12 protein-coding genes and 3 pseudogenes are annotated in these 13,425 nt (G+C 38.1%); 7 read left to right on the top strand and 8 right to left on the bottom strand.

The annotated features are described in order from the left end of the window. Window positions 1–209: 209 nt before the first annotated feature. From glnT to AC4CU3_RS01440, 6 genes are all read left to right on the top strand, one after another. The gene (gene glnT / locus AC4CU3_RS01465) at window positions 210–1,601 is read left to right on the top strand and encodes a type III glutamate--ammonia ligase (RefSeq protein WP_279683195.1); all 1,392 of its coding nucleotides are present in this window, start codon (window positions 210–212) and stop codon (window positions 1,599–1,601) included. A 48-nt stretch (window positions 1,602–1,649) separates the two neighbouring features. Continuing rightward, window positions 1,650–2,573, top strand: a complete 924-nt coding sequence (locus tag AC4CU3_RS01460; protein ID WP_279683197.1) for a class II glutamine amidotransferase — start codon at window positions 1,650–1,652, stop codon at window positions 2,571–2,573. Between the two features lie 27 nt (window positions 2,574–2,600). Further along, window positions 2,601–3,329, top strand: coding sequence for a GltB/FmdC/FwdC-like GXGXG domain-containing protein (locus AC4CU3_RS01455; RefSeq protein ID WP_279683199.1), 729 nt, complete (start codon window positions 2,601–2,603; stop codon window positions 3,327–3,329). A 26-nt stretch (window positions 3,330–3,355) separates the two neighbouring features. After that, window positions 3,356–4,690 (top strand): FMN-binding glutamate synthase family protein, encoded by a 1,335-nt coding sequence (locus AC4CU3_RS01450; RefSeq protein ID WP_279683200.1) that lies wholly within the window; start codon window positions 3,356–3,358, stop codon window positions 4,688–4,690. A 657-nt stretch (window positions 4,691–5,347) separates the two neighbouring features. Then, a complete protein-coding gene (locus AC4CU3_RS01445) occupies window positions 5,348–6,358 on the top strand; it encodes a tyrosine-type recombinase/integrase (protein ID WP_279043811.1) in 1,011 nt (336 codons plus the stop codon). A 50-nt stretch (window positions 6,359–6,408) separates the two neighbouring features. Further along, window positions 6,409–6,690: a hypothetical protein gene (locus AC4CU3_RS01440; RefSeq protein WP_178927887.1), complete on the top strand. Its 282-nt coding sequence runs from the start codon at window positions 6,409–6,411 to the stop codon at window positions 6,688–6,690. A gap of 41 nt (window positions 6,691–6,731) precedes the next feature. Here AC4CU3_RS01440 and AC4CU3_RS01435 read toward each other — a convergent pair whose 3' ends face one another. The 8 genes and pseudogenes from AC4CU3_RS01435 to AC4CU3_RS01400 form a co-directional block, all read right to left on the bottom strand. Beyond that, window positions 6,732–7,013: a hypothetical protein gene (locus AC4CU3_RS01435; RefSeq protein ID WP_058869457.1), complete on the bottom strand. Its 282-nt coding sequence runs from the start codon at window positions 7,011–7,013 to the stop codon at window positions 6,732–6,734. Then, entirely contained in the window at window positions 7,014–7,190 is a 177-nt protein-coding gene (locus AC4CU3_RS01430; protein WP_490737940.1) for a hypothetical protein, read from the bottom strand. 79 nt (window positions 7,191–7,269) lie between these two features. Further along, window positions 7,270–8,146 (bottom strand): annotated as a pseudogene (locus tag AC4CU3_RS01425) (IS5 family transposase). A 156-nt stretch (window positions 8,147–8,302) separates the two neighbouring features. Further along, window positions 8,303–9,094 carry a pseudouridine synthase gene (locus tag AC4CU3_RS01420; RefSeq protein ID WP_279045166.1) on the bottom strand — a complete coding sequence of 264 codons (792 nt, stop codon included), beginning with the start codon at window positions 9,092–9,094 and terminating at the stop codon, window positions 8,303–8,305. A 106-nt stretch (window positions 9,095–9,200) separates the two neighbouring features. Beyond that, a pseudogene (locus tag AC4CU3_RS01415) lies at window positions 9,201–9,317 on the bottom strand (helix-turn-helix transcriptional regulator); the annotation flags it as partial. Window positions 9,318–9,350: 33 nt separating this feature from the next. Then, a protein-coding gene (locus AC4CU3_RS01410; protein WP_155115347.1) for an IS4-like element ISAba33 family transposase occupies window positions 9,351–10,441 on the bottom strand; the annotation gives its coding sequence in 2 pieces (ribosomal slippage) (window positions 9,351–9,901 and window positions 9,901–10,441; 1,092 coding nt in all). A 71-nt stretch (window positions 10,442–10,512) separates the two neighbouring features. Next, a pseudogene (locus tag AC4CU3_RS01405) lies at window positions 10,513–10,593 on the bottom strand (helix-turn-helix transcriptional regulator); the annotation flags it as partial. A gap of 572 nt (window positions 10,594–11,165) precedes the next feature. Beyond that, window positions 11,166–11,864 (bottom strand): hypothetical protein, encoded by a 699-nt coding sequence (locus AC4CU3_RS01400; protein WP_114392980.1) that lies wholly within the window; start codon window positions 11,862–11,864, stop codon window positions 11,166–11,168. 607 nt (window positions 11,865–12,471) lie between these two features. On the opposite strand from AC4CU3_RS01400, the gene AC4CU3_RS01395 reads away from it, so the two are divergent. Then, window positions 12,472–13,422 (top strand): MobA/MobL family protein, encoded by a 951-nt coding sequence (locus AC4CU3_RS01395; RefSeq protein ID WP_029575044.1) that lies wholly within the window; start codon window positions 12,472–12,474, stop codon window positions 13,420–13,422. The last annotated feature ends 3 nt before the right edge of the window (window positions 13,423–13,425 follow it).

The following is a 13,425-nucleotide window of genomic DNA, read 5'->3' as shown; positions in this document are numbered from 1 at the left end:
ATCCTGATAAGAAACAAATATTCTTTCAGGTAAATTAAACACTTGGCTATTTTTGATCAAATTCTTCTATGAAAAATGAAAGTTGGCAAGAGATTTGCTTTTCTTTACAGGAAATAAAATTTCTTGATATGAAACTTGTGCTGATATAAATATATTAATGCATTTTTCAAGCCAAACACTGTTTTTGTCATATTAGGAGTATGTCAATCATGTTGCAGCAGGCTGTAAAGGAGATGTTTGATCACCACGAAGTGATTAACAAACCCATGTATCGTCCAGAAGTACAAAAAGTCATTGATCAGCATCATTTGAAATATGTGCTTGCACAATTTGTGGATATTCATGGCGCAGCAAAAACAAAATCAGTTCCGATTTCTGGTTTAAAAGCCATTGAAAAAGAGGGAGTAGGTTTTGCTGGATTTGCAATTTCTGGTATGGGAATGCAACCACACGGTCCTGACTTTATGGTAAAGGGAGACTTATCCACTTTAATTCCTGTACCTTGGCAACCTGGTTATGGTCGAGTGGTGTGCGAAGGCCATGTAAATGGTAAGCCTCATCTTTATGACACTCGTTATGTACTGCGTAAACAAGTGGAACGCTTGGCGGAAAAAGGGTGGACATTAAATACAGGTTTAGAGCCAGAGTTCAGTTTATTCCGCCGTGGTGAAGATGGAAAATTAAAAGCAGTGGATGACTCGGACACTTTAGCTAAGCCTTGTTATGACTATAAAGGCCTTTCCCGCTCTCGTCAGTTCCTTGAGCGTTTAACCGAAGCATTAATCCCTGTAGGTTTTGATATTTATCAAATTGATCATGAAGATGCAAATGGGCAGTTTGAAATTAATTATACCTATAGTGATGCCATGAATTCGGCAGATATGTTTACTTTCTTCCGTATGGCAGCAGGAGAAATTGCGAATGATTTAGGCATGATTTGTTCCTTTATGCCTAAACCAGACCCTAAACGTGCAGGGAATGGTATGCACTTCCATTTATCAATAGGGAGTGATGAGTCGAACAACTTATTCCATGATCCGAATGACCCAAGCGGTATGGGGCTTTCGAAAATGGCTTACCAATTTATTGCTGGTTTGTTGGCTCATGCACCAGCACTTTGCGCATTTTGTGCCCCAACAGTCAACTCTTACAAACGCTTAGTGGTTGGTCGTTCACTGTCGGGCGCAACATGGGCACCTGCTTTTATCACTTACGGAGCGAATAACCGCTCAGCAATGGTCCGTATTCCATATGGGCGTATTGAGCTTCGTCTACCTGATGCAGGATGTAACCCTTATTTGGTTTCCGCAGCCATCATTGCTGCTGGCTTAGACGGTATTGAACGTGAGTTGAGTCCACCACCAGCATGCAATGAAAATTTATACACCTTAGGTTTTGATGAGATTGCTGCACGTGGGATTGAAACCTTACCGCAATCCTTAAAAGAAGCAGTCGATGCTTTAAAAGCAGATCCATTATTTAAAGACAAAATGGGGGTAGAGATTGTGGATGAATTTATTGAACAAAAAAGTATGGAATGGGTCGAATACTGTCGCCATGTTTCAGACTGGGAAATACAGCGTTATACAGAGTTCTTCTAAGTAAAAGACTAAACGTAACCGCTAATACAAAATAATCGGAGAAAAAATATGTGTGGAATTGTTGGTTTATATCTTAAAAATCCTGCGCTTGAGTCACAACTGGGTAAGCTATTTGAACCGATGTTAGAGTCGATGACAGGCCGTGGACCAGACAGTGCAGGTTTTGCAATTTACGGCGATGAAGTCAAAGATGGTTGGGTCAAATTAACACTACAAAGCACAGATGAAAATTTTAACTGGCAAGGTTTTGCAGAGCATTTACAAGCAAAATTAAATACAGGTTTTGACTGGTTCCAAAATGCTACTGCTGCAGTTGTCAAAGTAGAGTCGGATGAAACAACAGTACGTGCTGCAATTTTAGAACTAGCTCCCGAACTTAAAATTATGAGTGTTGGGCAAAGTATTGAAATTCTGAAAGGTATGGGTTTGCCAGTCGAAATTTCTGAGCGATTCGGTTTAGCCCAGATGAAAGGTAGTCATATTATTGGTCATACCCGTATGGCAACTGAAAGTGCTGTAACGATGGAAGGGAGCCACCCATTCTCAACTGGTGCCGACCTTTGCCTTGTGCACAATGGTTCATTATCGAACCATGCCCGTTTACGCCAAGAATTAAAGCGTGAAGGCATTAGCTTCGAAACCGATAACGATACAGAAGTTGCTGCAGGTTATCTCACTTGGCGATTACAACAAGGAGACAACTTGGAGCAAGCACTAAATCATGCACTAGATGATTTAGATGGCTTCTTCACATTTGCAATCGGCACACGAGATGGTTTTGCTGTGATTCGGGACCCAATTGCATGTAAACCTGCGGTGTTAGCGGAAACAGACGATTACGTAGCAATGGCTTCTGAATATCAAGCACTTGCATCATTACCGAATATTGATAAAGCCAAAGTGTGGGAGCCAGAGCCAGCGACTTTATATGTTTGGGAACGTTCTTCAAGCAATAGCAGCGCAGCAGCATAAGTTAACCGAAAAATTGGAGCAAAAAAGATGAATAGCACAGTATTATCAGAAAAAATGACTTCAACCACTTTTAAAGATACTTATGATCTAAGCGTCGATACGATTCGTGAGCTGAATCAGGCGTTACATACTGCAGAAATTGTTGAAGAAGTCACTTATTGGAATGTCAAAAATCCAGCGGGTCAACATAACATTGCCGTTGGGATTAAAGCGCCAGTTCAAGTCACTATTGATGGACATGCAGGTTATTACTGTGCAGGTATGAACCAAGAAGCAGACATCGTAGTGAATGGTAATGTCGGTGTTGGCGTGGCAGAAAATATGATGTCAGGTTCTGTACATATTAAAGGTAATGCATCCCAAGCAGCAGGTGCAACGGCACATGGTGGTTTGCTGGTGATTGAAGGGGATGCAGGTGCTCGCTGCGGTATTTCCATGAAGGGTGTAGATATTGTGGTTGGCGGTAGTATCGGTCACATGAGCTGCTTCATGGGTCAGGCAGGGCGCTTGGTGGTGTGTGGAGATGCTGGCGATGCACTAGGCGATTCACTCTATGAAACCCGTATCTATGTAAAAGGCACAGTTAAATCACTGGGTTCAGATTGCATAGAAAAAGAAATGCGCCCTGAACATATTGCTGAACTAACAGAATTACTTATTAAAGCGGGCTTTGCACAAGATCCAACCACATTTAAACGCTATGGCTCGGCACGCCAACTGTATAACTTTAAAGTCGACAATGCATCTGCATACTAAATTTAACGTAGCTCGGAGATTTCAGCATGACACAATCTACTACACAGTTTGAACCAGTATTACGTGAATCCGCTACGTTTGATCGTTTGACGATTCAAGAAATTCAGCGTGCGGCTTCAACAGGTATTTATGATATACGCGGCGGTGGTACCAAGCGTCATTTACCACACTTTGATGATTTATTGCTTTTGGGTGCGAGTATGTCACGTTACCCATTAGAAGGTTATCGTGAGAAATGTGGAACCGATGTAGTATTGGGGACACGTTTTGCGAAAAAACCCATCCATCTCAAAATTCCTGTCACCATTGCTGGGATGAGCTTTGGTGCATTGTCTGCCAATGCCAAAGAATCACTCGGTCGTGGTGCTTCAATGGTCGGAACATCAACCACAACAGGTGATGGCGGCATGACACCTGAAGAGCGTGGCCATTCAGAAACTTTAGTTTATCAATATCTACCATCACGTTATGGTATGAACCCTGATGATTTGCGCAAGGCTGATGCAATTGAAATTGTATTGGGGCAAGGTGCAAAACCTGGTGGTGGTGGTATGCTTTTAGGTATGAAAGTGACCGAACGTGTTGCGGGTATGCGCACACTTCCTGTGGGGGTCGATCAACGTAGTGCTTGCCGTCACCCTGATTGGACTGGACCAGACGATTTAGCTATTAAAATTGCTGAGATTCGTGAAATTACAGATTGGGAAAAACCGATTTATGTAAAGATTGGTGCAAGCCGTCCTTATTATGATGTCAAATTGGCTGTGAAAGCAGGCGCAGATGTTATTGTTTTAGATGGGATGCAAGGTGGTACTGCGGCTACTCAGGAAGTCTTCATCGAGCATGTCGGTATTCCTATTTTATCCGCAATTCCTCAAGCAATACAGGCGCTTCAGGAAATGGGTATGCATCGTAAAGTACAACTTATTGTCTCTGGTGGTATTCGTACAGGTGCTGATGTTGCAAAAGCAATGGCACTAGGTGCAGATGCAGTGGCGATTGGCACAGCTGCACTGATTGCATTAGGTGATAATCACCCGCGTTTGAATGATGAATTGAAAAAAATTGGTTCAGCATCAGGTTATTATGACGACTGGCAAAATGGTCGTGATCCAGCAGGGATTACCACACAAGACCCAGAGTTGTCGAAACGTCTTGATCCGATTGAAGGTGGACGTCACTTGGCTAACTATCTACGCGTGTTGGTACTTGAAGCACAGACAATGGCGCGTGCATGTGGTAAATCGCATTTGCACAACCTTGACCCTGAAGATTTAGTAGCTTTAACTGTAGAAGCAGCGGCGATGGCTCGTGTACCACTTGCAGGAACAAACTGGGTTCCAGGGCAACTACAATACTAAATTTCACTACCTAAGTTCTCGAATGGAAGTTCAATTAAAGGAAGTATGATTCTCACACTTCCTTTAATTTTCGCTACTACCTTTATTTGGTATGGCATCTAATAGAGTATTGAAAGCTATGCAATGATCTTAGGTTACGTGAGTGCGGGATCTGACGTTTCACTAGTGTCTAGAGGGGGCTATAAGCAATTTAAAAGGGTATACTGATTCAAAGCTATTTTATTTGGAATAAGAAATCGAGAAAGCATCGTGCAAAAGATGAATTTATAGCTTTCTTCTTAAGTTAATCATTGGAGGGATTATTCGAGCAACTTTCCAAGAGATAATATGGATCGATTTTTTTGTGTAAACGGCAAACTAAATTGTAACAAAAAACATGGGCGAAATGTGGGCACCAATAAGTGTTAAGTTTTTGATTTTTAATAACTTAACGCCCATTGACATCGTAGAGGTCTCCAGTTCGAGTCTGGATATACCTACCAAGATTCTAAACGTTATGTTATAAGGGTTTTAAGCGAAAACAATAGCTTAAAACCCTTTTTTGTTGTCTTGAATAAAGTCTACCCTTAACAGCACTATCCGTAAAATCGCTACTTTTTGCCGATAATGCAGTTAAATTTAGACCAAGATTAGACCAAGAATATAGAGTTATAGATCATGAAAATGCCTAAAGCGGTCAAGCGCGGTGAAAGCTACAGAATTAAAATAATGATTGCTGGAACTACATATTCAGCAACCAGAGATACCGTAAAAGAATGCGAGCAATGGGCTGCGCAAAAGATGCTTGAGGCAAAAGCAAATAAACTCTCTGAAGATCTGGGCGTAAAACAGCACTATCCATTCAAAACACTTTTTCATAAATATTATGATGAGCATGGGCGAAAGCTTCGTGGATCCAAATACGTCAAAGAGCAATTAGCGCCGTTTGATGAAAAGTTTGGTGCACTGGCAGATATGTCGATTCATGACATCACACCACAGCATTTAACTATCTGGCGCAATAAGCGCTTAAAACAAGTTGGAGCAAATACAGTACTGCGAGAAATTGCGATGTACTCATCAGTTTTTAGCTATGCAGTTAAAGAGCTTTTCTTATTGGAAGCCAATCCATGGATGGGTATTAAGAAACCGGCCAAACCTAAAGCGGGTAATCGACGTATTCGTGATGAAGAAATTCAGCTCATTTTAGAGGGATTGAATTATCGTGAAGGGCAGACACCGACATTGCCAGAGCATTATGTTGCCTGGGCTTTTCTATTTGCATTGGAAACAGCAATGCGCCGTGGTGAAATTCTAGGTATCACAATGTCAGAAATTTATGATCGGCATGTTCATTTACCTAAAACTAAAAATGGTGATGCTCGTAATGTTCCTCTGACTAAAAAGGCTTTGGCACTTCTAGATCTAATCAATCATGGAGGGGATAAGTTGATTCCTCAGTCTGAGAATGCTTTTCGGTTAATGTGGGAACGTCGTAAAGAAAAAGTAGGGCTGGCAGATATTCATTTCCATGATACACGCCATGAGGCCATTACTCGGTTTGTAAATAACCAGAAATTACCGGTAGAAGTGCTGGCCAAGGTTACAGGCCATAAAAATATTAAAGTCCTGGTGAATACTTATTACAACCCGGATGTTGAAGATATTGCGGATATGATGGATGCTTGAGTTAAATACCTGATAATATCCACTATGGGGTCAATATCTAAGAGAAAATAATGAAACTTATTAAACTGGGCTTGCTGGCAGGTTCTATTCTTTTTACAAGTCTTTCTTATGCAGACATGTTTGCACCAAGTGCTTATTGTACAAAACCATCTAAGCCATACAAATTTAATAATGAATGGGAAGTACAACAATATCTTGATAGTGTTAATAGATATAAACGGTGCATTTCAGATTTTGTTGAAAAACAAAACCGTGAAAGTCAAAATCATCAAGAGGCTGCTTCTAAAGCTATTGATGAATGGAACAGGTTCGTTAAGATGGAACTGCAATAATTAAAAAGGGCCTTTAAGCCCTTTTTTATATTTCATAGTCACTAATTTTTCCTCGCACGCCCACGCTTGGCCACAGGCTTCGCCGTCAAAATCAAATTTGCTTGCTCTGGATCGTAAAGACATTTACCGCGAGTACCTTTGTTGATCTCTGTACAGCGGTCACGGACAGCATCAACACTTATACCGTAGTATTGAGCTAGTTCAGCAGCTGATACCAGTTTTGGGCTTACATCCTTGATCGATACGATCTTTGCACCGCCAACTTCAGAACCTACAAATAGTTGAGGTGCTTCACCTTGTACAGTAATTTGAAAAATCCCCATCTAAGACACCTCCTTTAAGCTTTGAACCACACTAAACCGGTCATGCTCTGCGATATAGCTGCTCAGCATGTGATAATACAAATCAGCATTGCTATTAATCTCAAGAATCACACCAGTGCCATTACTCACGCGCTGTCTTAAAGTTGCTTCTAGCTTACGAACAAAGCCGCTGTGCAAGTGATGTGAATCACTCGAAATGTGATAGGCTTCGTTGCACAAAGATTGGAAATGCAAAGCGCCCCTAATTGAGCTAAATTTAAGGCGTAACTTGGGTAAGTGGTCGACCTAATTCCGTAAATCTGTTAAGGACTGCTACACGTGCATGGATTTCATTCACTTGGCTATCAAAACTCCTTGCGCTGAGTTTATCTCCTAATAATTTGATGCAATGCATCTTAGTTTCAACCAAACTTCGCCGATGATAGCCTGACCATTTTTTCCATAGTGCCCTGCCTGAGAAGCACTGTTTCGCAAGATTAACTGTTCGAAGTAATTCATTTTGCTCTAGCGAGCTGCTTGCTCTTTGTATCTTTCCATGGTTTCGCATTTTTTTCTAGGTGGAATCATTGCATGCGCTTGCCGATCTGCAATGACCTGACGGCATTGCTTGGTGTCATAAGCTCCATCGGTATAAACAGAGTCAATCCGCTCATCTTGTGGAATCTGATTAAGTAAATCACCAAGCACCTGTGAATCACTGACATTATTGGTTGTAAGCTAAACTGCTCGTATTTGCAGGGTTTTATCATCTATACCAATATGTAATTTACGCCATTGGCGACGAAATTCAGGTCCATGTTTCTTGCGTTTCCATTCGCCCTCACCTAGAAACTTCATGCCTGTAGAGTCCATGAGTAGATGCAGCCCATCGCTACTTTTTTGGTAGCTGATTACAATATCAATATGCTTTTGTCTTCTACAAAGCGTGGTGTAATCTGGAGCTATCCAATTTAATCCGCAAAGTTTAATCAGACTTTGCACAAAGCCAGTGACCATACGTAAAGACAGACGGAATAAGGATTTAATCATTAAGCAGGATCAAACCAAATGGCAATATTTCCGCGACTCATGAGTGCTCGGTTATATGCGGGCCAATTGGTTGTGCGGTAGATTTTGTGTGTAGGCTTCTTCATTTGAAAATTATATCGCTGAAAAACCCTTTACAGATAGGTTTGTGCAACAAAGCCACAAATAAGCGGTATTGGACTTTGACACAAATTGATGAGCTATATAAAGAAATAAATTTATAATAAAAAGCCCACTTTCGTGGGCTTTAAAATACTTAATTTTTAACGACCATTATTACGTCCGCGACCACGTGGTGCTTTCGTATTTGGACGAGTAGTACCATTGGTTTTACGCTTTGGTTTCTCACTATCATCCATTTGCCAAATACGCTTCGTACCAGACTTTTTCACAGAGCCATCTTTGTTCTTACGAACCATAGGCTTACCACCTGTACCACCCGGTTTTTTCACATAAGAGCGTGAACGGTAAGGTTCTTCCGCAGGAATGTTCTGAAAGTCAGGGTATAAAAGTGGCTCGATTTCTTTGGTTTCGCCTGGCTGTAAACCCATTTGAACCAAATCAATTGCACCAATTTTAGTACGGATTAAACGTAAAGTAGGAAAACCTACAGCAGCAGTCATACGACGTACTTGACGGTTACGGCCTTCACAAATGGAAATTTCGACCCAAGAAGTCGGCACAGACGCACGGAAACGTACAGGGGGATCACGATCCCATAACCACTCAGGTTGTTCAACTTTAGATGCTTCAGCAGGTAAAGTCATACCATCTTTTAATTCCACACCTTTACGCAACTGCTCAAGGGCTTCTTCAGTGACATCACCATCGACCTGAACCAAATATGTTTTAAATTTTTTATTGGCAGGGTTGGTGATGTATTGGTTCAAACCACCATGGTCGGTTAAAAATACCAAGCCTTCAGAGTCCATATCCAAACGACCAGCCAAACGTAAAGTTGAGTCACTGACAAAGTCAGACATCGTCATATGTGCTTCATCTTTACGGAACTGGGAGAGGACGTCATAGGGCTTATTCAGGATGACGATTTTCATTATAACCTACTAAAATATATAAATTAATTTTGATGTGGTTTCCTACTTACCCGTTTAAGTACCCGCTCTGGGAGAGATAGCGGAGAAATTAGGAATAAAATGACCACTAATTGTGGGGTACTATATCAGATTTAGGCTTATGCTCCTCAACTTTATTCTTAACGTACGAGGAATACCAAAAAACATCTTTATCAGAAAGTCTAATTGGTTGCTGAATATCCCCAGTATTAATCATGTTCTCTGTACACGACAAATTTCATAGGACCCTTGTCCTATCAGGCTTTTTCTTTCTTAAAATTGCTAGCACTTTCTTAAATTCTTCTTTTTTTCCAAAACCAATCAAACGTAGAATAGCCATTTGAACATAGTCCAAACCGTAGCGAAATAAACTTACTGAAAGTCGTCCATGCTTCTTTATTTTTATCGCTTTTTTCCGATCATGTTGCCATTCACCTGTTAAATAGCACCAACAGAAACCCATAGCTAGCACTGCTATCAATTTCTTGACTCGTCTAGGGTCTGTTAAACGAGTATTTTCAAGATTGAATCCACGTCCTTTGAGACAACTAAATAACGTTTCGATTTCCCAGCGTAATGCATAATCACGAATAGCAGAAGCATTAAACATAGGAGAAACAACAAGTAAAAGTTCTCCATCTTCTAATCGTAGCGCACTAATATACAGTTTCACTCGACCAACCCAAATACGTCGTTTACGACATTCAGTTTGACCAACTTGAAGATGACGAAATAAATCACTAATTTTATGATTCTTGGCTAAGTGATTGGTCACAATAAAGTTTTTTTAACACGTATACAGAAGTTAATGTCATTTTCAATTAACCATGTAAACCATTTCTCACCGATAAATTCTCTGTCTGCAAACACATTCACAATACGATCTTTACCAAAAATGGAGATAAAGCGTTGAATCAAAGCAATACGCTCTTTTGTATCTGAATTTCCACGTTTATTGAGCAATGTCCAAACAATAGGTATCGCTATTCCACGATAGACGATGGCTAACATCAAGATATTGATATCTCGTTTTCCCCATTTCCAATTAGTTCTATCCAAAGTTAATTGGACTTTATCAAATGAAAATATATTGAAAATTAACTGAGAAATTTGACGATAATCGAAATACTGACCTGCAAAGAAGCGTTGTATACGTCGATAAAATGATTGTGGTAAGCACTTGATGGGTAAGGCTTTAGATGCAGAAGAAAGATTACATGTCTGTTTTACAATTAATGCAAGCATAATCAGTGTAAAACATTTTGCATGTGACTTGTTCCACTTTAGATATTTGTTTAAGATGAGATATAACTCATTGAAATGTGTCATCATATTCGTCTTCAGAAAACAAGTATTATGCCATTATTTCAATGAGTTATCTTTTTTTGTCGTGTACAAAGAATCATGTTATAGAATTTATCTTTTCCAATGGATAGGAGTTGCATAAATTCTTTAGCTCGAATTCTGCGATCAATCTCAATCATCTTGCATCCTCTGTGCTCATCCCACCACCTTCATATCTAGAGGATAAGACTCTTGGTGATTCATGTATTCTTCATCAAATGACGGGTAAACTGTATTAGCTTTTAAATTGTGCTTTTTAAATATAAATCTAAGTGAATTTTTCGTACTGTTACCAGAAAAAGTGCAGCTACCATTAGCTTGTACTTTTTTTACATATTCAGATAATTCAAACCGAATTTTGAAGTTCATCGATCCTCCCATAAATTGATAAATTTTTCATTTTCAGGGTGAGCTGGTAATTAAATGAAAAACCGAATATGCACATTATCAAAATATTTAAAAAAAAGATGAGAAAAGTTTAAAAAACAAAAAAAAGGTTTATTTTTTAATTTATTATATCAGTAAAATAATCTTAAGTTTGTTTAGATGGATATTCATTAAATTAGAAATGGTTTTTTGTAAAGTGATTTTTAAAAAAATATTATTATAAAGTAAGAGAGTTAAATTTTTAAAAACGCACACGGCTTAGCCGACCCTGAAAAAAAGGTCGGCTATTAACGCATACTGCTTTTTCTGTTAGTTTTTTTATTTACTCATCGTAAATTAAGAATGGATTATTTAAATTGAGTAAAATTGAATTCTTTTTGTTGTTAAATTCTCTTCCAGTTTCTGAAGTACTAAATTCATTTATCTCTTCAGTGTTAAATGATTTTCTCTCAAAATAATCATGCATTAAATAGAGTTTCATGATCTCAAATAATATATCGATTGGATCATCATCATTATTATTTAATTTAAGAAGCGACAATAATGTCCCACCAATAAAAAATTTTTGATGATTCTCTCTATTTCTCTTTTTAATATTTTGTTTCTTTTCTAAAGCATCATCCGTGTCTAAGATGTTTTGATGGATTTTTATTTTTATATCATCGGGTAATTTTGACATATAATTGTCTAACATTTTTTCAGCTAAAAAATAATGTTCAAGCACTGGTGGAACAACTTCTCCGAAATAACTATAATCTAAAATATCGCGTTCTATTTTTGTGATCGATTTTGGATCTTTTTTAGATATAAAAAGAAGTTTATTATCATACGTCTTTCTTTTTTTTGTATATAGATACGTTTTTCTGATTAATTGTTTTTCTTTATCACTCAGTTCCCCTAATTTTTTTTGTTCGATTAATTGAATGACATCATAATGTGAACTTTCGAATGCACGGTTATTCATTGCAAAATATTCGATTGAATTAATATGCTCTTGTGTTGTTAATGCTGTACGACTCATCGTGATATTTTCTCACTAAAATAATAAAAAATGTATATCACATGTCAATTTTAAAACTTGAGAAAAGTTTAAATATTCAAAAAAAGTTCTGTTTTTTTTCTGCTCTCTGTTAGTCCTGCTAGTTTGGCTGTTAGTTTTACTGTTAGTGGTGAGCGATAAAAATCATTTTTTGCGAATGCAAAAAAAAGATTTTTATCTCGTCTCCGTGTTCATTAAAATTTTCTTTCAGAAAATTTTAATGAACACTACGGCTCGTCCTGCGGAGCACTTTTAGTTAGTTAAGTGTTTGTATTTAAATGATATTATTTATTAAATATTCGAAAATTTACTTGAAGTGGCTAAAAATTGCACAAACGCCTGTTACACGTTAAAAATTGGGGCTGTTACATGTTTTTTTGCTTAAATTTCGTTCGGTGTTACACGTTAAAATTTCTGTTGTTACACGTTAAAACTGGGGGGTGTTACACGTTAAAAGTACATACATTTATGATGCTGATATATTTTCTATAAAAAAATCGCATTATTTTTTCATTTTCTGTATCAAACGAATAAAATTTTTGAATAATTTTATATGCTCCATTTTCTTTATTTGAAATTGGATTTGTATATGTATTATTTTGATTTACGTCATAATGTGAAAGAACTAAAAATTCAGCATAAAAATTTGCGTAGAGACAAATTTAGACATTCTTCAGAACTCGGTTATCACTACATTACGCGAACATTATATTTTTCAACGCATAAACAAGATATTGAAGAGCTTGAATATACAGCATCAGCCAATATGCCAATCTGGGCAGCTGATTGCCCCGAAGTATTTTGGAATGCAGCGGATCAATATGAAAGTATGAAGGGGAGGACATCTACGCATATTACCGTGGCTCTGCCGAAAGAACTCAATTATATGCAGCGGATAGATTTATCAAATCAACTTATATATGAATTCTGCGGTCAATATCAGATGCCCTACAGCTTTGCCATCCACAATCATGTTTCAACCCTAGATGGGCGTTATGAACAACCACACCTACATTTATTATATTCAGAGCGAAGTATTTATGATGGTATTGAACGAACACCAGAACTGTATTTTCAAAGACACTGTCCAAAGAATCCTGAGAGAGGCGGTGCCAAGAAACTAACAGCAGATGTAATTGGTCTCGGTCGTCATCAAATTAATCATTATCGAAAAATCACAGAAAATGTCATAAATAAATTTTTAAAAGAATATGCACCCATTAAAGAGGTGGAGATCTACGGAATTAAGTTCCACGTCGAAAATAAGGTCTCATGTTTATCGAATGAAGATTATAATCAAAAAAATGGGACAAATTTAAAAGATGTTCCGCAAATACCGAGGCATTATTTACATAGTAAAGATCCGAATATTCAAGAAAAAATTCAAATGGTTAGGCAAACAGTTAAAGAGATTCGAGAAGCGAATTTATATGAATTGCATCAAGCCGAGTATCAGCTTGAATTGTCCAGAAAAAATCAGTATCAATATGAAAATAATGATATTGTTCAGAAGCCAAAATCTAATGATTTCGACTTCTAATTT

This window comes from Acinetobacter sp. 802_lipA (assembly GCF_058242885.1).
Note: the sequence above shows the minus strand (reverse complement) of the source record. Positions and strands in the feature narration are given on the sequence as shown.